The 22,855-nt window shown below is 44.0% G+C and carries 20 protein-coding genes; 9 read left to right on the top strand and 11 right to left on the bottom strand.

The window, feature by feature from the left end; genetic code table 11:
- Positions 1-19 precede the first annotated feature (19 nt).
- Positions 20-451, top strand: coding sequence for a DUF2878 family protein (locus CYCME_RS09415; RefSeq protein ID WP_041932951.1), 432 nt, complete (start codon positions 20-22; stop codon positions 449-451).
- On the opposite strand, the gene CYCME_RS09410 is transcribed toward CYCME_RS09415, so the two are convergent.
- From CYCME_RS09410 to CYCME_RS09385, 6 genes are read right to left on the bottom strand one after another with little or no spacing between them, the layout of a single operon-like run.
- Positions 448-828: a sirohydrochlorin chelatase gene (locus CYCME_RS09410; RefSeq protein WP_020932864.1), complete on the bottom strand. Its 381-nt coding sequence runs from the start codon at positions 826-828 to the stop codon at positions 448-450. The genes CYCME_RS09415 and CYCME_RS09410 overlap by 4 nt on opposite strands.
- Positions 828-1,283, bottom strand: a complete 456-nt coding sequence (locus tag CYCME_RS09405) for a phosphate-starvation-inducible PsiE family protein (protein WP_020932863.1) — start codon at positions 1,281-1,283, stop codon at positions 828-830. The genes CYCME_RS09410 and CYCME_RS09405 overlap by 1 nt, the downstream gene beginning before the upstream one ends.
- Positions 1,284-1,311: 28 nt before the next feature.
- Positions 1,312-1,839 (bottom strand): lipocalin family protein, encoded by a 528-nt coding sequence (locus CYCME_RS09400; protein ID WP_020932862.1) that lies wholly within the window; start codon positions 1,837-1,839, stop codon positions 1,312-1,314.
- A 7-nt stretch (positions 1,840-1,846) separates the two neighbouring features.
- Positions 1,847-3,307, bottom strand: coding sequence for a deoxyribodipyrimidine photo-lyase (phrB, locus tag CYCME_RS09395; protein ID WP_223253181.1), 1,461 nt, complete (start codon positions 3,305-3,307; stop codon positions 1,847-1,849).
- Positions 3,259-4,161: a MerR family transcriptional regulator gene (locus CYCME_RS09390; protein WP_020932860.1), complete on the bottom strand. Its 903-nt coding sequence runs from the start codon at positions 4,159-4,161 to the stop codon at positions 3,259-3,261. The genes phrB and CYCME_RS09390 overlap by 49 nt, the downstream gene beginning before the upstream one ends.
- Complete coding sequence (locus tag CYCME_RS09385; RefSeq protein ID WP_020932859.1) at positions 4,151-5,095, bottom strand: YbgA family protein; 945 nt, start codon at positions 5,093-5,095, stop codon at positions 4,151-4,153. The genes CYCME_RS09390 and CYCME_RS09385 overlap by 11 nt, the downstream gene beginning before the upstream one ends.
- Positions 5,096-5,210: 115 nt before the next feature.
- Between CYCME_RS09385 and CYCME_RS09380 the strand changes: the two genes are divergently transcribed.
- Entirely contained in the window at positions 5,211-6,119 is a 909-nt protein-coding gene (locus tag CYCME_RS09380) for a TIGR01777 family oxidoreductase (RefSeq protein ID WP_020932858.1), read from the top strand.
- Positions 6,120-6,133: 14 nt separating this feature from the next.
- The gene (gene hemH, locus CYCME_RS09375) at positions 6,134-7,153 is read left to right on the top strand and encodes a ferrochelatase (protein ID WP_020932857.1); all 1,020 of its coding nucleotides are present in this window, start codon (positions 6,134-6,136) and stop codon (positions 7,151-7,153) included.
- A 102-nt stretch (positions 7,154-7,255) separates the two neighbouring features.
- Here the strand turns inward: hemH and CYCME_RS09370 are convergent, their stop codons facing one another.
- From CYCME_RS09370 to CYCME_RS09360, 3 genes are all read right to left on the bottom strand, one after another.
- Positions 7,256-8,707, bottom strand: a complete 1,452-nt coding sequence (locus tag CYCME_RS09370; RefSeq protein WP_020932856.1) for an NAD-dependent succinate-semialdehyde dehydrogenase — start codon at positions 8,705-8,707, stop codon at positions 7,256-7,258.
- 348 nt (positions 8,708-9,055) lie between these two features.
- Positions 9,056-10,333 (bottom strand): ISL3 family transposase, encoded by a 1,278-nt coding sequence (locus tag CYCME_RS09365; RefSeq protein WP_000610830.1) that lies wholly within the window; start codon positions 10,331-10,333, stop codon positions 9,056-9,058.
- A 12-nt stretch (positions 10,334-10,345) separates the two neighbouring features.
- Positions 10,346-11,380, bottom strand: a complete 1,035-nt coding sequence (locus CYCME_RS09360) for a permease (RefSeq protein ID WP_000098298.1) — start codon at positions 11,378-11,380, stop codon at positions 10,346-10,348.
- A gap of 111 nt (positions 11,381-11,491) precedes the next feature.
- Here CYCME_RS09360 and CYCME_RS09355 point away from each other — a divergent pair, with 111 nt between their 5' ends.
- From CYCME_RS09355 to CYCME_RS09340, 4 genes are all read left to right on the top strand, one after another.
- Positions 11,492-11,806 (top strand): ArsR/SmtB family transcription factor, encoded by a 315-nt coding sequence (locus CYCME_RS09355; RefSeq protein WP_000349485.1) that lies wholly within the window; start codon positions 11,492-11,494, stop codon positions 11,804-11,806.
- Between the two features lie 208 nt (positions 11,807-12,014).
- A complete protein-coding gene (locus tag CYCME_RS09350) occupies positions 12,015-12,977 on the top strand; it encodes a dihydrodipicolinate synthase family protein (RefSeq protein WP_016389700.1) in 963 nt (320 codons plus the stop codon).
- Between the two features lie 5 nt (positions 12,978-12,982).
- The gene (locus tag CYCME_RS09345) at positions 12,983-13,996 is read left to right on the top strand and encodes a ketopantoate reductase family protein (RefSeq protein WP_020932854.1); all 1,014 of its coding nucleotides are present in this window, start codon (positions 12,983-12,985) and stop codon (positions 13,994-13,996) included.
- A 93-nt stretch (positions 13,997-14,089) separates the two neighbouring features.
- The gene (locus CYCME_RS09340) at positions 14,090-14,995 is read left to right on the top strand and encodes a DMT family transporter (protein ID WP_015005483.1); all 906 of its coding nucleotides are present in this window, start codon (positions 14,090-14,092) and stop codon (positions 14,993-14,995) included.
- Between the two features lie 210 nt (positions 14,996-15,205).
- Here CYCME_RS09340 and CYCME_RS09335 read toward each other — a convergent pair whose 3' ends face one another.
- Positions 15,206-16,075 (bottom strand): bile acid:sodium symporter family protein, encoded by an 870-nt coding sequence (locus CYCME_RS09335; RefSeq protein WP_015005484.1) that lies wholly within the window; start codon positions 16,073-16,075, stop codon positions 15,206-15,208.
- 216 nt (positions 16,076-16,291) lie between these two features.
- Here CYCME_RS09335 and htpG point away from each other — a divergent pair, with 216 nt between their 5' ends.
- Positions 16,292-18,196: a molecular chaperone HtpG gene (gene htpG, locus CYCME_RS09330; protein WP_020932853.1), complete on the top strand. Its 1,905-nt coding sequence runs from the start codon at positions 16,292-16,294 to the stop codon at positions 18,194-18,196.
- 605 nt (positions 18,197-18,801) lie between these two features.
- Here htpG and queF read toward each other — a convergent pair.
- Positions 18,802-19,191 carry a preQ(1) synthase gene (queF, locus tag CYCME_RS09320; RefSeq protein WP_016389693.1) on the bottom strand — a complete coding sequence of 130 codons (390 nt, stop codon included), beginning with the start codon at positions 19,189-19,191 and terminating at the stop codon, positions 18,802-18,804.
- Positions 19,192-19,325: 134 nt separating this feature from the next.
- On the opposite strand from queF, the gene smc reads away from it, so the two are divergent.
- The gene (gene smc, locus CYCME_RS09315; protein ID WP_020932852.1) at positions 19,326-22,826 is read left to right on the top strand and encodes a chromosome segregation protein SMC; all 3,501 of its coding nucleotides are present in this window, start codon (positions 19,326-19,328) and stop codon (positions 22,824-22,826) included.
- The last annotated feature ends 29 nt before the right edge of the window (positions 22,827-22,855 follow it).

The following is a 22,855-nucleotide window of genomic DNA, read 5'->3' as shown; positions in this document are numbered from 1 at the left end:
CGTTTCATGCCACGACAGTTTGCTTTACTTAATCTCAATCGCTTTGATTTTACTTTATTTGCTGCTCGACCTGTATAAGGCAAAGCAGAAAGATTATTTATCGTACGCCTTGCCGAAGCTTTTAATGTTTATAAGCGGTTGCCTGGCAGATTGGAGTTTAGCCAAGCTTGAGTTTATTCACTTTGCTGCTGATGGCCCGACTCTACCTTTTTGGTTAGTGTTACTTTGGCTGCTTTTTTCTATTACGTTTGAACAGTGTTACCGCTGGTTAAGCGGTAAGCTAAAGGTTGCCGCTTTATTGGGAGGCTTATTTGGCCCAGCTTCATATTGGGCTGCCAGTAAACTGTCCTCAGTCAGCATACAGATGCCGGTTGAATTTACTTTATTAAGTGCTGTTTTTTGGGCCGTGCTGTTTGTTGCTTTTATTAAAAAAAGATCGCTGGCCGCTTAAGCGCTCACTAATGTCGAGTTAACCGCGGTTGAAATCAATAAATCCACCATTAAATCAGAAGCGCCTAAGTGAGGCGAAAGGCTAATATTGATGTTTGCATGCCGAGCTGTACACCTATTAATAATATTAGGAATATCTTCTACTACATGCCGACCAGAATTAAGAAAGTAAGGCAAAACGGTAATTGATGTTGCACCCTCTGCAATACACTGCTCAATACCTTCAGGAATCAATACATCGCTTAGCTCCAAAAATGCCGGCTTAACAATATCGTATTGTTCAGCGCAGTTCTTTTTAAGCTTTTCGGCTAGATGGGCCACCTCATCATTCGATTGTTTGCGTCGGCTACCATGCGCAACCAGTAATAATGCATTCATTATTTAATACCCTCATCATCATTTTTTCCTAGTAAATAGTAAGTGAAGCCTAACGCTAAAATAATGCCAGCGAGGGCAAACATATGCATGGGTATGACAAACTTAAAGTCAATAATAATGACTTTTCTTGCCATCGCCATTAAGGCGGTGGCGATCACAAGTCTTAACGGAAAAACATCGGTTCTGAGGTATAAAACAATATTTTGGAAGATCTCAATGGCGATTAAAACCGCTAGAAATGCCGCGAAGGTCTTAAAAATATCCGATAGGTTTAACAATAAAAAAGGAGGTGCTAACAGTTGGTTGTATATCACATAAAAAACATCTGCGACGCCCCAAAAAATGACCAGCACCATCAAGACAGCTAGTATTTTAATAGCCGCTTTTATGGCCTTATGCAAAATGGAGATTAAAGGGTCGTGGTGCTCAGTAGGCAGTTCATCATGTTGTTCCATAATAGGTCTCTTTAAATATATAGGGCTATTACTGGTTAACGAAAATTAACGCTGAGGTGTCGAACCCAATAGATTTTGACATTGATATAAACTGGTTTATCACCTCTGGTTTAACGGTAGGGGTTCTTGCTAACAACCATAAGTAGTCTTTATCTGGGCCCGATATAAAGGCATATTGATAGCCTATGGTATCCAACTCAAAAACAATATACGAACCATAAAAGGGGCCAAAAAATGATACCTTTAAATGCCCTTCATCGGCGTCATTCACAAAATAAGCTTTACCTTGAGCTTCTTGCCAAGCATTATTGTCGGCTGAAAACCCACGGTTAACAACGTTAATACCACCGTCCTCTCTTAAGCTATAGTCTGCGGTAACTTTGCTAAGCCCTCTTTCAAAAGAATGGTCTAGCCGCGCAATTTCATGCCATGTTCCTAAATATCGTTCAAGCTGAAAATTTTCAACCGGTTTTACCCCCTCTGGTATGCCAACACATCCGGACAGGATAAAAACAACACTGAAAAAAAGATAAGCTATGGTTTTTTTTCTAAACATAGAGTGACTATACACCTTTAAAAGCAGACAGCGCTCTTAAGCGACCCCGCTTTAAATCAACAATCGGGCTAGGGTAATTCTCCGGTCTATTCTTGGCGCTGGGTAAATGAATGTCTTTATCTGATAAGTGTGCCAGCTCAGGCAGGTAGTGGCGAATAAAGATACCCTTTGGATCAAACCGTTGTGATTGAGTGACCGGATTAAAAATTCTAAAGTAAGGCACTGAATCAGAGCCTGTTGAGGCACACCATTGCCAGCCCCCATTGTTTGCCGACAGATCACCATCAATTAAATGTTGCATAAACCAACGCTCACCTAAGCGCCAGTCTATCAATAAGTGTTTCGTTAAAAACATAGCCACTATCATCCGCAAACGGTTATGCATCCATCCCCTTGTTAATAGCTGCCGCATGGCCGCATCAACAATAGGAATGCCGGTTTTACCATCCTGCCATGCTACTAATTGCTCTTCATCATGTCGCCATTCAATCTGTTCTGTTTGCAGCTTCAAGGGCTTATGTTTAGACACTTGCGGAAAATCAATCAGGGTGTGTTTATAAAATTCACGCCACAGCAATTCGTTTTGCCAAATATGTACGCCATCACTCATTTCACAATGCAAGGTTGCGTGCCAACATTGTGCAGCGGAGAGTATTCCACTGGCTAGATACGGCGAAAGTCGGCTGGTGCCAGCTAACGATGGCGTATCCCTATCGGTTTTGTAGTGTTGAATAGGCTGCTGACAAAATTCAGTCAATCGAGTTAAGGCTTCCTGTTGACCGGCAGGCCAAAAGGTTTGTATTTTTTTTGAAACCGTTGGCCAGTGTATGTCTGCAAACTGACACTGTCCACTCAACCTCTTCGTTGCGTTGTCGCTTATTTTTTTGCAAGGATTAGGTACAGGGTAGAGGCTAGGCGGGGTCGCAAGCCGCTGCCGAGCTTGTGTTGAAAACGCTGTAAATACTTTATACGGCGTGCCGGTTTTAGTCCGTATACTTGCTGGTGGAAGCAGCAATTGGTCGTGATGCTCTTGATAGGCCACGCCAATGTCTTGGCATCGTTCAATAACGTTTGCATCTCTTTGACTTTCGTTAACGGCCAGCTCCGCGTTAACGTGCACTTGATTTACAGCCCACTGCTGACAAATAGTGGCGATTAAATCAGGAATTTGCTGGTAGTTATCATGCTGAAAAAAGTGCAATTCAATATTTAGCTCAGCTAACTCTTTTTCAAGTTGAACGAGATTGCGGTGCCAAAAGTCCAGTTTTACCGCAGCATCATCATGCTGATGCCATTGTTGTGGTGTGGCAATATATATTGCAATAACCGGCTGTGTCGATTGGCAAGCATGGTAAAGCGCAGGGTTATCAATGGTGCGCAAATCATTACGAAACCAAACTAATTCATGCTGTGCCGACATTAGCGTTTTGTTTTTTCTAGCCAAGTTTTCATCGCAGCGGATTGCCAAGCGTTACTGCTATGGCCGCCTACACAGGCAATACCTAGGCTAGTTAATTGCTCATGGTGAATATCCGACGCCAAGCCAAGGCAGATAATATCGTCTTTCCACAGTGTGCCAAGTTTAGCTAACGGCTTAAATGCTGTTTGCTCTAGGCGTTGATCTGCATATACTATTAATGGCCATTCAGCATTATTATGTAAGCGTGTTAAACCCGCTAAATCCTCAACTTTACCAAAGGCATTAACACGAAGGCCGCTTTGCAAAAGCAGGCTATGCAGCAAATAATAACCCAATGATGTCCCATCAAGGTCTAGGCTTGCTAGATAGCAATGTCCTTGTGGTTTTTGTTTTTCTGTACGCAAGGTCATTATTAGCATTTGCCGTTGCCAACTTTGTTGCCATAGCTGTTGTTCCAGCTGATAGCCCAGTGGTTGCAGTTGCCAGCGCTGGACTAATGTTACCTGCAAAGGGTGGTAGACGTATTCACAGAGTGTAGTAAACGGCACAGATTTGTTTAATCGGTCCAGCATCTGGTTTACACCATGCTTGTTAAGCTCTGTGATGCTCGACAACAATTTATTTTGCTCCACTAACCATTGTTCAGCAACCGGATCAGCCGCAGCATATGACTTACCGCTGGCAAGCAAAGTAGCCACCTTGCTGATCGCTACACCACGGTTTAGCCACGACAATATGTGTTGAATATCCTGAATATTGCCTTGGTTATACACACGATGGCCCTTCGCTGTTCTTTGTGGCTTAATTAAGCCATAACGCCGCTCCCATGCGCGCAAGGTGACCGAGGCCACCCCGGTTTGTTGGCTAACATCACCAATCGTATAAGTTTTTTCAGATAGCATTACGTAAACTCAAATCGTCTGGGTAAGGTTGCAAATATGCCTGTTTTTCAATGTAGGGGTCGGGGTGGTTGTTAAAATGATGCTTCAGCAAGGTAATGGGCACAATTAGCGGCACCTGATTAGTACGGTATTGTTCGATAAGGTTACCTAGCTCTAGTTTCTCTTTAGCGGATAACACTTTTTTCAAATAACCCTGTAAGTGCATTAACACATTGGTATGCGTTTTACGGGTGGCAAGAACGCTTAAATTTTCCATTAACAAACTAAAATAGTGCTCAGCCAAGTCATCAATATCGTGCTTACCCGCATCGGCCAATAATCGACCAAGCTCAACATAATGCGTGGGGGTACGCGCCATTAAGCAATACTTATAACTCGCGTGAAATTCAAGAATGCCTTGATAACTAAGCCCTTGTTTCTTTAGTTGTTGCCAATTGTGATAAGCATAAACCCGCGTGATAAAGCTTTCCCTGAGCACCGCATCTTCTAATCGGCCAGACTCTTCAACGGGTAATAATGGCTTAGCCTCCATAACGGCTTTAGCATAAACCCCACGACCGGGTTCAGCCGCAGGATAACCACCTTCTTGATAGACTTTGACCCGAAACACCCCACAACTAGGTGACTTTTGCATAAATACATAACCGCATAATTCATCTAGCTGTTGCGCTTTATGTTCACTATATGTCTTCAGCTGATCGGTGTAATCTACGCTATTATCGTGAACAGCCACCACCTTAGGCGCCTGCACCTCGCCAATAAGGCGGATGGGTTTTCTAGGAATAGACATGCCGCTGGCCACTTCAGGGCATTCAGGTACAAACTCAAAATAGCGAGAGAGACTATCGGTACAAAGACGAGAGTGCTTATGACCGCCGTCAAAACGCACCTCATTACCCAGTAAGCAACTGCTAATTCCTACTTTTATTTTCATTGTTAATATCCCTTATAAACTGTAAGCAAGAATAGCAGCTTATAAAAAGTTGTACAAGAATGTTATTTTGTACAAATATATGCCATTATAAAGCCATCAATTAAAGGTCATTTCTATGAAACATGTTCTTATAACTGGTGGTACAGGCTTAATTGGCTCGGCTTTGTGTAAATTATTGCTAAGCCGGCAGCATCAGGTCACCGTGCTTAGTCGCCAGCCCGACACAGTGCCCGCTAAATGCGGCCAACAGGTTAAAGGTATTCAGTCGTTAAGCGATATTAGTAATGAGACACCGATTGATTGGGTTTTCAATTTAGCAGGCGAACCCATTGCCGATAAGCCATGGACAAAAAAACGCAAAGCCTTGCTGGAAGCAAGCCGAATTGAGCTAACACAACAGCTTGTTGACTGGATCGCCCAGCGCAAAACCGCGCCAGACTGTTTAATCAGTGGTTCGGCCATCGGCTGGTATGGCAATGGCAAAGACACGGTAATAACAGAGCACAGTGATTTTGTGGATGAATACACCCACCAATTGTGTGAGGCATGGGAGCAACAAGCACTGCGCGCCAAAGAATTTGGTGTACGCGTGTGCACTATACGAACCGGCTTAGTGTTAGCATCAACGGGTGGCTTTTTACATAAAATGCTGTTGCCCTTCAAATTAGGCCTTGGGGGAAAGCTCGGCTCTGGTCAACAATACATGCCTTGGGTGCATATTAACGATATGGTACGCTTGCTGGCGTTCCTTGCTGATAACGAGCAAGCCCAAGGGCCATTTAATGCGTGCTCTACTAACCCAGTACGTAACGATGAACTTACCAAAACCTTAGCGCAGACCCTACATCGTTATGCGTTTATTCCAATCCCTGCTTGGTTACTTAAAGGCGTATTAGGTGAAATGTCTGGCTTATTATTAACAGGGCAACGAGCCATTCCCGAGAAAGCTCATGCAATGGGTTTTAACTTTGCTTATTCTGATTTACAAACAGCGTTAACAGATATTTTACAAACCAAACACTAACAGCGGACGACATAATGACAAACAAAGCAGTATTATTGGCTAACTTAGGATCACCAGACAATACCGATACAGCCTCAGTTCGGCGCTATTTAAATCAATTTCTAATGGACCCCCACGTTATTCAGTTACCGTGGTTATTGCGCCGAATGATTGTTAGCCTGTTTGTATTGCCAACGCGGCCAAAAGCTTCTGCTGAAGCTTATAAAAGTGTCTGGATGGATGAAGGTTCGCCGTTGATTGTTTTATCAGAGCGGCTTAAAAACGCATTGCAATCTCAATTAGATATGCCTGTTGCAATGGCCATGCGCTATGGCAAGCCCAGTATTGAGACGGAATTATTAGCGCTCAGTCAACAAGCCGGTATAGAAGAAGTCCTGTACATCCCACTGTATCCACATTTTGCCGATAGTACCGTCACCACCTCTATTGAAGAAGCCGAGCGGGTTATTAAAGAACACGATCTAAACATCAAGCTTAACGTTGTTGCACCGTTTTATGACCAACCTGACTATATTAATGCCTTAGTAAACAGCGCCCAGCCTTATTTAGAGCAAGCCTACGATCACATCGTTTTTAGTTATCACGGCCTACCCGAATCGCATATTACAAAACGTGACCCAACGGGCCAACATTGCCTGCAAAGTGCAGACTGTTGCCAACGCCCAAGCGAAGCGCATAAAACCTGTTATCGCCACCAAGTGATGCGCACCACGCAATGTTTTGTAGAACAGGCGCAAATAGCACCCGAAAAATACTCGGTTAGTTTCCAGTCTCGGCTTGGCCGCGCTAAATGGTTAGCGCCTAATACAGAGGACCGCTTGCGCGAACTGGCCCAATCAGGCGTTAAAAAAGTATTGGTGATTTGTCCCGCTTTTGTCACAGACTGTTTAGAAACACTCGAAGAAATAGCCATTCGTGCAGACGAGGTGTTTAAGGAAGCAGGGGGGGGCGAGTTACAGTTAATTCCGTGTCTTAATGATCACCCTGCATGGGTTAATACGCTAGGGGCGTGGTGCGAAGCGAAGGAGGGATAAAAAGCTTAAGCTTGGAACAATATCCTTGTATTTAATCGCAGTTTCAATAATGGGTGACTGAGTAAAAGCGACATTAATACTTTAACCTTGGCCCCGAATTGTTTACATGTTGCCTAGGCATAAATACTTGATTTCTACAAACTCATCGATACCATATTTAGAGCCTTCGCGGCCAATACCAGACTCTTTAACGCCTCCAAATGGCGCGACTTCTGATGAAATAATGCCCGCATTGATGCCAATAATACCTACTTCAAGCGATTCAGCAACTTGCCACACACGCTTAATGTTTTGTGAGTAAAAATAAGCGGCTAAGCCAAAAGGTGTATCGTTAGCAAGCTCAATGGCTTGCTGGTCTGTTGTAAAGCGATAGAGCGGGGCAACGGGGCCAAATGTTTCTTCATGAGTGATTTTCATCGCCGGAGAGACATTGCTTAATACGGTGGGTTGAAAAAAGAGCCCGCCTAATTCATGCGACGCTCCACCGGTTAGCACAGAAGCGCCTAATTGAACGGCGTTATCAACGTGTTCTTTAACTTTATCAAGTGCTGCGGTGTTAATCAGAGGTCCTTGCTCTGCGGTCGGCTCAATACCATTTGCAACAGTGAGTTGACGTACTGTTGCGGTTAGCTTTTCGGCAAATTCATCATATATACTGTCTTGAACAAATATTCGATTTGCACAGATACAGGTTTGCCCTGTGTTCCTAAATTTACTGGCCATCACGCCTTCAATAGCGGCATCTAGGTCGGCATCATCAAAGACAATAAAGGGTGCATTTCCACCTAATTCAAGGCTTATTTTTTTGATCGTATCTGCGCATTGGCGCATTAAGGTTTTGCCAACCTCTGTAGAGCCCGTGAATGAGAGTTTACGTACGATGGGGCTTGATGTTAGTTCTTCACCGATGGTGCTGGCTTGTCCGGTGACGACATTGAACACGCCAGGTGGTATTCCAGCTTGATCGGCTAATTCAGCCAGCGCGAGTGCAGAAAAGGGCGTTTCCGATGCTGGTTTAATGATAACGGGGCAACCAGCTGCTAGAGCCGGTGCGCATTTACGTGTGATCATCGCATTTGGGAAATTCCAAGGTGTGATCGCTGCAACAACGCCAATAGCCTGCTTGATGACGATGATTCTTTTATCATTACTGGGGGCGGGAATGGTGTCGCCGTATACTCGTTTTGCTTCTTCAGCAAACCACTCAACAAAACTAGCTCCGTATAATATTTCTCCACGTGCTTCGTTGATAGGCTTGCCTTGCTCTGTTGTCATTATGGTAGCAAGGTCTTCTTGATTGTCGATAATTAATTCAAACCATTTTCTTAGAATACTAGAGCGGTCTTTGGCGGGGCGTTTTTGCCATTTTTCCCATGCAGATTGAGCGCATAAAATAGCGTCTTGAGTTTGTTTTGCAGTAAGCAAAGGGACATGGCCTATAAGCTCATTATTTGCTGGGTTATAAACAGCAAGCCTTTGGTGGTCAGTACTATCTACCCATTGCCCGTTGATAAACGCGTGTTGTTTGAAAAGCTTTCTATTTTCAATGTGCATGATTTTATAGCGGCTTTATAAGACAGAAGATCATAGTAATATAAATTTAAAGGATTAAAAGCTTAAAGCAAATATTATTAGCATCGCGTTTTTAATTCTTACTACTGCAAATATTTAAGGGTAGGCCATGGCTTAATGCTCAATCTTGCAGTAAGGGAGTGTCAAGCTGATTGATTAAATATGAGCTGGGGTTATGATGTTAGAACACCTTGCAAATATCAAATAAAGGAGTAATGGTGAAGCAGTAATAAAAACAGTGGTAGATGTCATTGTGAAGTGCTAAAAAAATAGGGTATACGGATTTAATGGTTGATGGGGCACCTTTACCCCACCAACCTGATACCATTATCAGATGGTTGATAGATCGACTCCGTAGTTGAGTTCCTCTGCGAAGTCCGGCAGTCCGTAACCGATGGTTTTCTTGTAGAAAGGAGAGACCTTCGCAGTCGGTGCCTTCTTCTTGTGCTTCGTGGTGTAGAGCATTCGTGCCCGCATCACCTCGAAGGAGTAACCGCGCCCTTCACGGTTCTTGTCCTTGGCCAGTCGGTTGATGGACTCCGTGTAAGCGTTGGTGACGGGCATGTCCGTCTCGAAGTAGGTCATGGTCTCTTCGCGCCAGTTTCCCACTGCCCTGACCAGATCGCTCCAGACTTCCTTTTGGCCCTTCGGGATGGTGGCTATCCACTCGTCCAGGGCGGCTTCTGCCTGGAGCCGTGTGGTGGCGTCCCAGATGCCGTAGAAGCGCTCCTTGTGCTCGTAGGCGGCCAGCAGTTGCGGGAACGCGCCTGTCCAGGTCTCCATGATGAGGCGCTCCCGGTCTGAGACTTCGTGAGCGCGTTTCAGCAGGATTTTCCGGTCTCCCTTGAGAGTCCGGCTCTGGGACGGTTTCAGCTCCTTTCTGAGGCCCTTGCGCACTCTCTCTAGGGCATCGTTGGCCATGCGCACCACATGGAACTTATCGACCACGATACGGGCCTGGGGCAGCACAGCCTTGACCGCTGCCCGGTAGGGGTTCCACATGTCCATGCTGACGATCTCGACCTTCTGCCGGTCTTTCAGCTTCATCAGGTAGTTGGTCACCACGTCCTGGCGGCGGGTGGCCAGCAGGTCGAGCAGGGTTCGCTCCTCAATGTTGGTCAGAATGCAGCGGTAGCGCTTGTTCAGGTATAGCTCGTCAATGCCCAGGATGCGGGGCGTCTCGAAGCGGTGCCAGCGCCCCAGGAACTCGGCGCGGGCGTTGAAGATGTCGCGCACCGTCTTCTCGTCCAGGCCGGTCTGTGCCGCCACAAAGGTGTAGGGGTGGTTGAAGGATTCCTTCTCCACGTACTCATGCAGCCGCAGTGTCATACGGAATCCGTCCACCATCTCCGGTAGCTGGGGCCTGAATGTTGTCTTGCAGGCCCGGCAGGTGTATCGGCGGCGGACCACCCAGAGAGTGACCCGCTTGCCGTGGATGGGCAGATCACGATAGGGAACGTCACGCTTGCCGAACCGCACGAACTCACCCTGCACGCCGCACCCCTCGCAGGCTACTGGTGTAGGTGCTTCAAGCCGAAAATGTATGTCTTCATTCTGCTCATCAGAATCCACCAACTGGTACCCAGGAAGGCTTAACGAATTAATCATCTCCCGCCTTGATCAGAAAAACAGGTAGGTGGCGTAACCGGCAATCATCGCCATAGCAAAAATGACTGCTAAAAACGCCGCTAAAAGCTTCAGCGTGAACAAAGAGCGCAACAGAATGAGCTCAGTCAGGCTGGCTCCGGCACTGCCGATGATCAACGCTAGCACCGTCCCGGCACCCACGCCTTTGGCCATCAGAGCCGCTGCCAGAGGTATGACGGCTTCAGCGCGAATATACAACGGCACGCCGATGACAGCGGCAACTGGAATGGCAAAGGGATTATCTGGGCCTGCATACTGCTCCAATAAGTCAGTGGGCATGAAACCATAGATCACGCTGCCAATCGCAATACCGATGAGCAGGTAAGGCAACACATCGATAAAGTCCGACCAAGCTTCCCGCCACACACCACTGTACTTCCCTTCTTTCTTAACCGTGACAGTGGGTTGACTGTCACAGCATTCGCTAGACGTAGAGACTGTTGTCTTCCTATCAGCCCCGCAAGAAGCCGTCTTCGGAGTGGTGTCGCAGCTGTTGGTGCCGCAACTCGATGCGGTCGATGTAGCACTGCACGGGCTTGCTGATGAACTACATCCACTGCTCTCTTGTGTCGCCGTCCGGCGCACATAACGCTCGAAGCCAAGCGTGTGAAGCAGCCATCCGGCACCTACCGCGACCACCAAAGCGGCGAGCACATAGATAGCAGTAAGTGTCCATCCAAACGTGGCAACCAGCAGGCCGACGACGATAGGATTCAGCAACGGAGATGAGAAAAGAAACACCATCATCGGCCCAAAACCGGCCCGTGCCCGAATCAACCCTTTCAACATGGGGATAGTCGAGCAACTACAGAAGGGCGTTATAGCTCCTAAACCAGCAGCAAGAAAATAGCCTCGCTTCCCACTGGAAGTCAGTAACGCTTCCACCTTGGATGGTGGGATGTGACGTTGAAGAACTCCGACCAGCAAGCTAATGCCAATGAATAAAACCGATAGCTCGATAGCGAGAAAGGCGAACATGCCTAGAGCGTCTTGGAGTTGAGATGACATTCAATATTACTCCTATATTTCTAGTATTGTCGAAATGATGTACGCAGCCTACTTGCGTTTATCCGACCTGTCAACTATAATTCTAGAAACATCGAATTATTGGGGCGTGCTATGGATCACGAAAAGGTTGCAGCCAGCTTAGCTGAGCTAGGGAATAGTCACCGACTGTCCGTGTTCCGCTTTCTGGTCAAAGCTGGCCATGATGGGGCTTCGGTCGGAGATATCCAGAAGGGGCTGGGTATTCCTGCTTCGACGCTATCACATCACCTTGCGCGCATGGCCAAGGTAGGGCTGATCCGGCAGGAGAAACATAGCCGCACGATTGTCTGTATACCCGAGTATGGGCACCTAGAGAATTTGATCGGTTTCTTACAAGAGGAATGTTGTGCAGGTGTCCGGATTGCGCATGAACCAGAACCGCTTTGACGCTTGCCCAGCTCTCGCTGTCCTCCCTAGTCAGCATCGCTATGAAGACTCAGGCGAAGGTGGAAACAGAAAATTGGCAGTAGAGTAGGCTGAAGAGGATCAATCAGATAATCCGCTGAGAAAGATTTTCTTCTTTACATCTTTGGCATTTTATCAACCAGAAATTCCGGATACCCAAAAAATAATAAAGACTAAACAGGGGAAGAGCATGAATTACAGCAGAGAAACAGCGAAACAGTGGGCGAATGAACACATTAAGGGTTTGTTTATGTGTCCTATTTCACCAATGAATGATGACTTTACTTTTGATGAAGAAGGGATTCGTGAAAATATTGAAGCATTTATTGAAATGGGTGTGGATGGTCTAGTAGTGGGTGGTTTCATCGCCGAGTGCTGGAATGCAACGCTAGACGAATGGTACCGTTATCATGAGGTGGTTGCCGAAGCAGTTAATGGGCGGATTCCCTTATTTTCAATATTATTGGACCCCAGTGCTTATCAAACAATTGAAAAGATGAAGCGCCTAGAAGTACTTGGCTATGACGGTGTAGAAGTGATAAACCCCGTTGTTCAACTCAAAAGTGATGATGAAATTTATAATTGGTTTAAATTTATCACCGATAGCTCGGATTTGGCGGTTGTGCTATACAGAACGCCGGTTTCCGGCAAAGTACTCGGCTGGGATTTACTACAACGTTTGGCAGACCTGGAGACTGTTGTAGGAACAAAACAGGGCGTTATGAATCGCGTGGAAACGTTAAAAATTCGCAGCATCATTCGCCCTGATTTTATTGTAGCTGACCCGTTTGAATCTGTTTTTTGTGATGACCTGCGAAAGGGTGGGCAAACAGTATTTGGTGAGCTGTCTTATATTTTGTATGGCAAAAAACGTCATATCGTCAAAGATTATATGGCCTTGTCGGCAGCAGGCAAGTGGGAAGAAGCTTATCAAACAAGTGCACAGTTAAACGATATTCGAGAATTTTATAATGAAGTGTTTATTTGGGATGTAGTGCAAACATTCACCTATGCCAGTGCCTTAGCTAGTATGAAGGCATGGTTTGAAGAGATTGGTTTAAAAGCCGGGCCTATTCGTCCCCCTATCGAGCAATGCACGCCTGCACTAAAGGCGCGTATTCAGTCAACATTAAAAGAATTGGGCGTGAGTTAAATATAATGAAAAAAAAATTGCATATTTGCATACATGGCGCAGGCGGTTTGGGCTCTGTAATAGGGGGGTATTTAGCTAAATCTGGGCATCAAGTAACATTAATTGGTCGGCAAGCACATGCAGATGCTATCAATCAAAAAGGCCTGCAAATGGTTGGGCGCTTAGGTGACATGTTAATTAAGGATAATTTAAGTGCCGTTACCGTGCCGGATCAAGTAGAAGGCGTTATTGACTACTATATTTTATTAACCAAGGCCAAAGATGCACGGACCGCCTTAAATGATGCCGAAGTTTTAGTTAATCAAGTTAACTGTGCGTTAACGATGCAAAATGGTGTTGGTAAAGAGGCTTTGTTGATTGAACGTTTTGGTGTTGAAAAAGTGATTGGTGGCTCAACGATTGAAGGGGGTACTTTGCTTGCGCCAGGGAAGGTTAATAATCATGTCAGCGCGCCAATAACAGCCTTTTTTGGTGAACTTGATGGCGGCACTACAGAGCGAACCGAGCTATTAGCCGAGGCCTTTAGTGGGGCAAATTTAAAAGCAGAATCTGTTGACGATATTAATCACGTTTTATGGGAAAAAGCGGTTCAGGTATCTGGCGCGTCGGCCTGGGCTGCTAGTACGTTAAGTGCAAACCCAGCGCTAGATTACGCTGATGGTATTTCAGTACGCGAAGGGGCTGAGCATTATGTAACGATTGCCAAAGAATTAATTGATGCCTACAAAGCAATGGGATATGTTCCACAGGATTTTTATGCGCCTTTTTCTTTTCTTAAAGTATTGGATGACGCTACGTTTGAGGATGCTGTTCAAGTTTGCCTTGATTTAGGTGTGCATATGAAAACCTTGCGTCGGGGTATCCGGACATCAATGCATGAAGATGTTATTAATGGCAAATTGACAGAAGTAGATGCTTTGTTTTTACCTTTAATTGAAGCAGCAAAGGAAAATAACGTGGCAATCCCTACCTTCGTTGGTGCATATCGTGTTATTAAAACTATCGACAGCCTACGTTAGAGGTAAAAAAATTACAGGGCTTAGGTGCATTTGTTTAGTGCTTATAAGGCAAGTAGCGTGTAAGGTGTCGAGCCAACTTAAGAATTGATAGTCATGGATAAAGAAACAATAAAAGCATTACTGTATTTAAATGTTGCCAGTATTTTATGGGGAGGTAATGTTTTTTTTGGCAGTTACTTAAAAGACTTTTTAGGTCCATGGAGCATCATGAGCGTGAGAATGCTGATTGGTAGCTTTATATTTTTGTTTTTACTGCACCAAGCAGGGCATCTCAAAGGAGTGACCCGCTTACTCGGCTGGAAAGAGGTGTTTTTAATTGCATTGTCGGGAACAGTTGCCTATCAAGCAACCGTGTATTTTGGTTTGCGCTATACAACGGCCATTAATGTGGGTTTGATTAATTCGCTAGCGCCGATTGCTGTGGCTTTTGCAGCAGCGTTTTATTTAAAAGAAAAGTTGGGCCGCCAACATTGGATAGCGGCGTTTGTTTCGGTTATTGGCTTGGTATTTATTTTGAGTAAAGGGAGCATGGAGAGCCTTTATGCGTTGAGATTTAATAAGGGTGACTTATTTATTTTAGGGTCCATTTTTATTTGGGCCGTTTATAGTATTGCGGCGAAACTGGCAATGGCGAAGGTTACCCCTCTAGTAGTAACAGCCTTGGGTATTTTATTATCAACTTTCATTGTGATCCCGTTGGGGGTGTATGAAGCCAATTACCTTATTAAGCCGGTTATCAATGCTGAGGTTATTATGGCAGTTGTGTTCATAGGTATTGGTCCTACGGTGCTGTCTTTGCTGTTTTGGAATAAGGGAGTGATGATTATTGGCCCAGCTCGTGCGTCATTATTCCTTAATATGGTTCCAATTTATGTAATCGTCTTGTCGTCAATTTTATTGGACGAAGTACTGCACGATTACCAGTTAATAGGTATGGTATTAATTATTGGTGGCAGCTTATATGCCAATAGGCAAAAGGTTGTTAGTAAGAAAGACTGATATTTCTTTGTGCTGACTGGGTGATGAGTGATTATTTGAATGAAGCCGAGTTGTATTGGTGTTATCTGGTTTTGTTAAGTCGGGTTAACATACTGTAAACACATTATTGTGTAAGGCTTCTGATGAAACCTTACGGTAAAAACTTTTCAATACATGTACTTAGGTCTGCTATTTGACGAATGGGCGAGCCAATAGTCAGATAATGTTCTGTTATATGTGAGCTTTTTGCAGCCGATCAACTCTGCTTGTCGTTAAGGCGTAGAGCCATAAAATGATAACCATGGTGACCCCATAAATAGAAGGGACCATCGCCACATCGGCATTGTTGAGTAAAAAAGGGCTAATAGCAATGGTGACACCTAGCATTGCATTTTGCGCACCTACTTCAATGGAAAGCGTTTTGGTTTGGGGCCTTTCAAGTTTTGCAAATTTAGCGATACCGTAGCCCAGTAATATAGACAGGATATTCAGGCAGATAGTTAATAGACCCACTTGTACGAAGTGTTCAAACCAAGACCCACCGTTTTGCATAAAAATCCCAACAATCAGGAAAGGCAAGAAAGCACCACAGCCTCTTCGCACCCATTGTTTAGAGGCTTTCGCAAAGCGCGGCGCATATTGTAATACCAACATGCCGCAGCTGACAGGAATGACGGTAATCAACATGATTTGGCTGGCTGTTTTCAGAAGAGGTAAACTCAGCTGAATGGTTTCATCGTTAAAGTAGATCATGCTTAGGTTAAGAATAACCGGTAACGTAAAGACGGTGATTAGGCTGGAAATGCTGGTCATCGTGACAGATAGTGCTAAATCGCCTCGTGCGATCAGGGTAAACATATTAGATAACACACCACCAGGGCATAGGGTTAATAACATAATGCCAATGGCTATAGCGCCACTTAGATTTAATGTATAACACAATATAAATCCAAGCAGTGGCAACATAATTAATTGCCCTATTAAGCCTGCCAAAGCGGCCTTTGGAATGGTAAAAACTCGGCTAAAATCTTGGATAGTGAGTCCAAGGCCCATGCCAAACATCAGTAAAGTTAAGAGAATAGTAACAAGGTAGCTGATCATGATATTTTTTTTATAGTTATCTTTTATCAGTATAGTCTTATATGTAAAGCAATGCTAATCAAGCCAGTTTTTGCTCAGCGCTTGGGCTGTTAATAGGCTTGCTGATTGATTTCGCGTTGTGAAATTTTAAGGCCTTGGTGAGAGGGCTTGAAAAATATTTCGCAAGACCCCATATCTGGATTTGCAAATAAACTTGATGGATAAAAGGTAACTTTAATGAGTGAAACAATAGAAAAGAATGAAAAACAAACGCTAGGCTTTGAGGCGGAAACGAAACAAGTATTAGATTTAGTGATCCATTCGCTTTATAGCAACAAAGAGATTTTTTTACGTGAATTAGTCTCAAATGCATCAGATGCTGCAGATAAATTACGTTTTTCGGCACTGTCTAATGAAGAATTATATGAAGGTGATGGTGAGCTGAAAGTTCGTTTGTCAGTTGATAAAGAGGCGCGAACGCTAACAATTTCCGATAACGGCATTGGTATGACGGTAGAGGAAGTAAAGAAAAACATCGGCACCATTGCGCATTCAGGTACTAAAAAGTTTTTTGAGTCATTAACGGGTGATGAAGGCAAAGATAGCCAAATGATTGGCCAGTTTGGTGTCGGCTTTTACTCTGGTTTTATCGTAGCTGATAAAGTGACAGTGGTAACACGCAAAGCAGGCGAAGATAAAAGCATGGGCGTTCAATGGGAATCATCAGGTGAAGGTGAATACACTATTGAAACCGTAGAAAAAGCGGCACGAGGCACCGATGTTATTTTGCATTTGAAAGAAGGTGAAGACGAGTTTTTAGAGTCATACCGTCTACAGGCCATTATTCATAAGTTTTCTGAGCACTTGGATATTCCGATTGTGATGAAAAATGAAAACAAGGATGAAGAGAAAGAAGATGAGCCAGACGATATTACCGTTAATAGTGCTAAAGCGTTATGGACAAAAGCAAAAAATGATTTAACCGAAGAAGACTATCATGAGTTTTACAAACAAACACTTCACGATTATCAAGACCCACTTGCCTATACACATAGTAAGGTAGAAGGTAAAAATGAATATACATTGCTGTTGTATGTGCCTGCAAAAGCACCATTTGATATGTGGGATAGAGAAGCAACCAGTGGTGTAAAACTATATGTAAAGCGTACTTTTATTATGGAAGGTGGCGAATTAATGCCACGTTACTTGCGTTTTGTTAAAGGTATTATTGATTCAGACAGCCTGCCGCTTAACGTTTCGCGTGAACTACTACAGCAAAGCAAGCAGATTGATCTATTAAAAGCCGGCGCGGTTAAAAAAATATTATCGTTGATTGAAGGATTGTCTAAAAACCACCCTGAAAAATTTGATACCTTCTGGGCAGAATTTGGCGCAGTCTTGAAAGAAGGGCCTATCGAAGATGTAAAAAATAAAGATCGGATTGCTAAATTATTACGTTTTGCTTCCACAAAAACTGAGGGTAAACAAACCGTAACCCTGGCTTCTTATATTGAAAATATGCAAGAAGGCCAAGACAAAATTTATTATCTAACGGGAAGTGCCTACTCAACTGTTAAAAATAGCCCACACCTTGAAGTGTTTAAAAAGAAAGGTATTGAGGTGCTGTTATTGACCGATCATGTTGATGAATGGTTAGTTCAGCATATGCCAGAGTTTGACGGCAAGTCTTTACAATCAGTCGCTAAGGGTGATCTTGATCTGGATTCATCAGATAAGGATGAAGCGGATAAAAAGACCGATGATAAGAAAGAAGATGAATCGCTAAACAGCGTGCTTGAGCAAATCAAAAGCACGTTAGATGGTAAGGTTAAGGGTGTGCGTGTTAGTTCAAGGCTAACCGATTCACCTGCTTGTCTGGTTGCAGATGAACATGAGATGGGCGCACACATGGAGCGCATTATGAAAGCGGCAGGCCAGGACATGCCGACCAGTTTGCCAATCTTCGAAATCAATGCAGACCATGCGCTTATTCAACGCCTAAAGGATGAAGCGGATGATGAGCGCTTTGCTGACTTATCGAACTTGTTATTTGAACAAGCGTTGTTGAGTGAGGGTGGTCAGTTAGAAGACCCGGCAACATTTGTACACCGCTTAAATAAATTACTGCAATCTTTATTGTAAAAAGTAAAGTTCTTTTTCAATGCTAAAAAGAAGGCGGCCAAATGGCCGCCTTTTAAGTATGTGAGATATACCTCACAAGGGAAGGGGCTAAAATTTTAAATACAGGTTGAGTCCTGGGTTGTAGTAATTAAGACGGTTTAAGGCATTATTAAACCGATGGCCTGATTGGTAATTATTGTAGTGATAATGCTTTGGCCGGTAACTGTTATAATTATAATACTTAGGGTGGTTGTTATAGTTTGAATAACGGCGGTCGCGGTAATTATGCTGTGAATGCTTATTCGAATGTTTTCTTGCCTTCCAATGTTGCTTTGTCGAGTAGCCGTTTTGGTGTTTATTATGTGAATAGTGCTTGTTATGGTGGCTTGAAAAGCCAGTGTTACGATCGGTATGATCTGAGCGATCAGAATGTCTTCTGTCAGCTAACGTGTCCGCGCTTATTGTTAACAAAGAACAAAAAATAATAGCGGAAATAATATGTAGTGATTTCATCATCTTATCCTTAACTGCAAAAGCAGTTCTGTTAATGTGCAGTTAAAGGATAAGACTTAGTGATGAATTGAAACTGAATGCTGGCCTTGATGCAGAAAAGTTCGTTCGTTTTTTTACGGCAGTTGCACAGGCGTGCTAGGTTCCCAGTTACTATCCTTATGTTCAGCGACGACCGTGGTATAAACACCACCTCGTACATTAAACTCGGCTGAAAGGCGCATAAAACGTGGCTCACAGGCTTTAACCAAGTCTGCCAAAATGGAGTTGGTTACCGCTTCATGGAAGGCGCCTTTGTCTCGGTAAGACCAAATATAAAGTTTAAAGGATTTTAGTTCGATACAGCTTTCGTTAGGCACATACTCAAGCGTCAGTGTTGCAAAATCAGGTTGCCCCGTTTTTGGGCATAAACAAGTGAACTCAGGAGTGTCTATGCGGATCGTGTAGTCACGCTCAGTATTTGGGTTAGGAAAGGTTTCTAAGTCGGTATTAGGTTGTGTGCTCATTAAAATATCATGGATGTTGTCTTTAAAAGCGCATTTTACATTGAATATAAAGCGAAGGGTGTTAATCGGCTTTTTTATCGGCTAAATTTACCAGTATTCTTTGTGAAAAAAGTACATTCCTGTATTGTTATTCGATGCGCTTGGAAAAAATAAAACTATCCGGTTTTAAATCATTTGTTGATCCAACGACCATTCCTTTTTCTAGTGATTTGGTCGGTATTGTTGGGCCTAATGGTTGTGGTAAATCAAATGTGATTGATGCCGTTAGGTGGGTGCTTGGTGAAAGTTCAGCAAAGCATCTGCGTGGTGACCAAATGGCTGATGTGGTTTTTAACGGTTCAACAACGCGTAAACCGGTTGGCCAAGCATTTGTCGAACTTATTTTTGATAATACCGATGCCACCATAACAGGTGAATTTGCTGGCTATCAACAAATATCCTTGCGGCGACAAGTGAATCGGGAAGGGCAATCGGTATACTTTTTAAATGGCACGCGCTGTCGGCGTAAGGATATTACAGATTTATTTCTGGGTACTGGTCTCGGGCCACGTAGTTACGCAATTATTGAACAAGGTACCATTTCACGCTTGGTAGAAGCGAAACCAGATGAACTGCGTGTGTTCCTTGAAGAAGCGGCCGGCATCTCGAAATATAAAGAGCGACGTCGTGATACTGAAAATAGAATGCGCCGTACCCGAGAAAACTTGGAGCGTATCGCTGATCTTTGTGATGAGATTGAAAAGCAATGTCGTCATTTAAAGCGTCAGGCCACTACGGCAGAACGTTACAAGCTCTTAAAAGCAGAAGAGCGCCAATTTAAAGCGCAGTTATTGGCATTACGTTGGCAGCGGCTTGATGAGCAAGATGAGGGGCAGCTTAAAGCCATTAAATTGCTTGAGCTAAAAGTGGAGCAGACGCTAGCCGCACAGCGAGAGCTGGAAAAAAATATAGAGCAGCAACGTGAGCAGCATAGTCTGCAGCAGAAACAGCTCGGCGAAGTTCAGGCGGAGTTTTATGCGACCGGGTCAGAGATCGCCAAGGTTGAACAAGCCCTGCAACACCAACAAAGCTTAAAAAAGCAGCATGAGTCAGAATTGGAAAATGTTAGCAAATTGCTGACGCTGTCGACACAAGAGCAAGACGAAGGTGATAGAAAATTGGCAGAAACAAATGATGCCATTAAGAAAAGTGAAGCTGAACTGGTTGAGGTAAAGCAACGGTTAGAAACAGCGAATAAAACGCTAGCTGATCAAGAACAAGCAATGGCAGATTGGCAGCAATCATGGGATGAATTTACTTATCGAGTAGCCGAGCCTAAAAGAAGCATTGATGTAGAAAACGCTAAAATAGCTCAGCTTGATAGACAACTTTTGCAAGCGTCGAAACAATTATCTAAGTTTACAAACGAGCAAAAAACACTTCAGGAAGCTTTGGAACGTGTTGACTTAAGCGACCTTGAAAAACAACATGCTCTGTCTGAAACTCAGCAACAAAAGAGTCAATCAGCAGTGCAAGAGAATCGCGAAAAAATGGCTAGCATGCAGTCGTTAATTCATCAAGAAAGTGAGCTTTTAGCCGACTTGCGTGCTGAAAAGTCACGTTTAACGGCAAGGGTTGAATCAATAACTGTTTTGCAGCGCTCTAGTTTAGGTGAGCCAGATGAAACGGAAAGGCAGTGGTTAAAGGGCCTAGGCTTAGCGCAAGCACCTAAGTTAATTGAGAAAATAGACGTGGTAACTGGCTGGGAAAAAGCAATAGAAACAGTCTTGGGGGTAAGGTTACAGGCAATTTGTACTGAGGGTATGGATGCTGTCGTTGATGCTGGCATGCAATACCCAGTTGATGGCTTAACATTCTTTGATACAACGGTTAAGTCTCAACAATCACCTTGTAAAACGTCGTTAGCGAGCCTGATTACCTCTGATTTACCCGCAATGGCTTTGCTGAAAAATGTTCATTTTGCTGAAACGCTGGAGCAGGCAAAAGTCTTAATGAATGAATTAAAAGAGCATGAATCAGTTATCACTAAAGAGTGTGTTTGGCTGCATGTGGATAGTATTTATTTTCAGCATAATGCGCAAAAAGATAGTGCCTTGGCGCTAGAAAAAGAGAAAAAAGAGTTAACTCAACAATTGCACGTGGTGTCGACTAATGTTTTAGATAAAGAAGGTTGGTTAATAAAGGCGCGAGACGAGGTGTCTGAGCTCGAGAAGCAAGGTATTGAGTTGCGCCAACAAGAAGGCAATGCAGTCAGGCAAGTGTCGCAGTTGTGGATGCAGATAAATGAACAGCGTTCAAAACTGGAGATGGCGACGCAAAGGCTGGCAGAGCTAGAGGTTGATATTAATCAGCTCGTTGAGAACCAAGCGACCGATCAAGAGCGTTTAACAGAAAGCAAACGCGTATTGGAGCAGGCCATTGGTCAATCAGCACAAATAGAAACACAGCGTGCTGCATTACAAAAAGAGCGTTCAGTTAAAAAAGACCTCTTAGATAGGATAAAGCAACAAGTGCATAGTTCGCGTGAACGAGTGCATTCATTGATGTTAAAGATCGAAGCGCAACGTTCATCACAAGCGCTGATTGTTCAAAATGCTGAGAGGGTTAACGAGCGTTTGCTTCATGCAAAAGAAAAAGTGGCGGAATTGCAGGCTCAATTAACCATGAGCGATGAGCCAATAGAAGAAAAGGAAGTGACTTTGGCTGATCTACTTAAAAATCGAGTTGCTATTGAAAAACGTCTTGTAGAAGTCAGGACTACGGCTGAATCGACAGAACAAACAATTAGAAACTTGGAAACAACGCGTCATGAATTTGAGCAACTAGTGCAACAGGCAAGGGACAACACGTCTGCCGCAAAAATAGAACATCAGGCTATCTTGGTGCGAAAACAAACCTTAATTGAGCAGCTTGAATCATCGGGCGTTGAGTTGGCTGACACATTGAATGAGATGCCCAAGGATGCAAATGAGACTCATTGGCAAGAGCAGGTGGATGCGCTTGCTGAAAAAATAAATGGTTTGGGTCTAATCAACCTGACGGCAATTGAAGAGTATGAAACACAGTCTGAAAGAAAGCAGTACTTAAATGATCAGCAGCTTGATTTGACCGAGTCGTTGAGGATATTGGAAGAAGCGATTGATAAAATTGACCGAGAAAGCAAAGCGCTTTTTAAAGAAACGTTTGACAAAGTAAATGCAGGTTTTGAAAAACGGTTCCCAAAACTATTTGGTGGTGGGCATGCGTATTTGCAGCAAACAGGCGAAGATTTGTTGGAAACCGGCGTAACGGTAATGGCGAGGCCACCGGGCAAACGTAATAGCTCAATCCATTTGTTGTCAGGTGGCGAAAAGGCACTGACGGCCGTGGCCTTAGTCTTTTCAATCTTTGATTTAAACCCATCGCCTTTTTGTATGCTAGATGAAGTGGATGCGCCATTAGATGAGGCAAATGTTGGTCGTTTTGCTGAACTGGTTAAAGAAATGTCAGATAATGTTCAAATGATTTTGATTACACATAATAAATCAACGATGGAAATGGCTCAGCAGCTAGCTGGGGTCACCATGAAAGAACCGGGCGTATCGAGATTGGTTACCGTTGATTTGGAAGAAGCCGCTAAAATGGCAACTGGTTAAACGCTAAATAAACGAATTTTTAAGGATGG

The organism is Cycloclasticus zancles 78-ME, assembly GCF_000442595.1.
Taxonomy (GTDB): Bacteria; Pseudomonadota; Gammaproteobacteria; order Methylococcales; family Cycloclasticaceae; genus Cycloclasticus; species Cycloclasticus pugetii.
This window is presented reverse-complemented; position numbering and strand designations above follow the sequence as displayed.

Excerpts from the sequence above, each read along its gene's own strand:
- CYCME_RS09410 (WP_020932864.1), bottom strand. The coding sequence starts at position 828 with ATGAATGCATTATTACTGGTTGCGCATGGTAGCCGACGCAAACAATCG.
- CYCME_RS09405 (WP_020932863.1), bottom strand. The coding sequence starts at position 1,283 with ATGGAACAACATGATGAACTGCCTACTGAGCACCACGACCCTTTAATC.
- CYCME_RS09400 (WP_020932862.1), bottom strand. The coding sequence starts at position 1,839 with ATGTTTAGAAAAAAAACCATAGCTTATCTTTTTTTCAGTGTTGTTTTT.
- CYCME_RS09390 (WP_020932860.1), bottom strand. The coding sequence starts at position 4,161 with ATGCTATCTGAAAAAACTTATACGATTGGTGATGTTAGCCAACAAACC.
- CYCME_RS09385 (WP_020932859.1), bottom strand. The coding sequence starts at position 5,095 with ATGAAAATAAAAGTAGGAATTAGCAGTTGCTTACTGGGTAATGAGGTG.
- CYCME_RS09380 (WP_020932858.1), top strand. The coding sequence starts at position 5,211 with ATGAAACATGTTCTTATAACTGGTGGTACAGGCTTAATTGGCTCGGCT.
- hemH (WP_020932857.1), top strand. The coding sequence starts at position 6,134 with ATGACAAACAAAGCAGTATTATTGGCTAACTTAGGATCACCAGACAAT.
- CYCME_RS09370 (WP_020932856.1), bottom strand. The coding sequence starts at position 8,707 with ATGCACATTGAAAATAGAAAGCTTTTCAAACAACACGCGTTTATCAAC.
- CYCME_RS09365 (WP_000610830.1), bottom strand. The coding sequence starts at position 10,333 with ATGATTAATTCGTTAAGCCTTCCTGGGTACCAGTTGGTGGATTCTGAT.
- CYCME_RS09360 (WP_000098298.1), bottom strand. The coding sequence starts at position 11,380 with ATGTCATCTCAACTCCAAGACGCTCTAGGCATGTTCGCCTTTCTCGCT.
- CYCME_RS09355 (WP_000349485.1), top strand. The coding sequence starts at position 11,492 with ATGGATCACGAAAAGGTTGCAGCCAGCTTAGCTGAGCTAGGGAATAGT.
- CYCME_RS09350 (WP_016389700.1), top strand. The coding sequence starts at position 12,015 with ATGAATTACAGCAGAGAAACAGCGAAACAGTGGGCGAATGAACACATT.
- CYCME_RS09345 (WP_020932854.1), top strand. The coding sequence starts at position 12,983 with ATGAAAAAAAAATTGCATATTTGCATACATGGCGCAGGCGGTTTGGGC.
- CYCME_RS09340 (WP_015005483.1), top strand. The coding sequence starts at position 14,090 with ATGGATAAAGAAACAATAAAAGCATTACTGTATTTAAATGTTGCCAGT.
- CYCME_RS09335 (WP_015005484.1), bottom strand. The coding sequence starts at position 16,075 with ATGATCAGCTACCTTGTTACTATTCTCTTAACTTTACTGATGTTTGGC.
- htpG (WP_020932853.1), top strand. The coding sequence starts at position 16,292 with ATGAGTGAAACAATAGAAAAGAATGAAAAACAAACGCTAGGCTTTGAG.
- queF (WP_016389693.1), bottom strand. The coding sequence starts at position 19,191 with ATGAGCACACAACCTAATACCGACTTAGAAACCTTTCCTAACCCAAAT.
- smc (WP_020932852.1), top strand. The coding sequence starts at position 19,326 with ATGCGCTTGGAAAAAATAAAACTATCCGGTTTTAAATCATTTGTTGAT.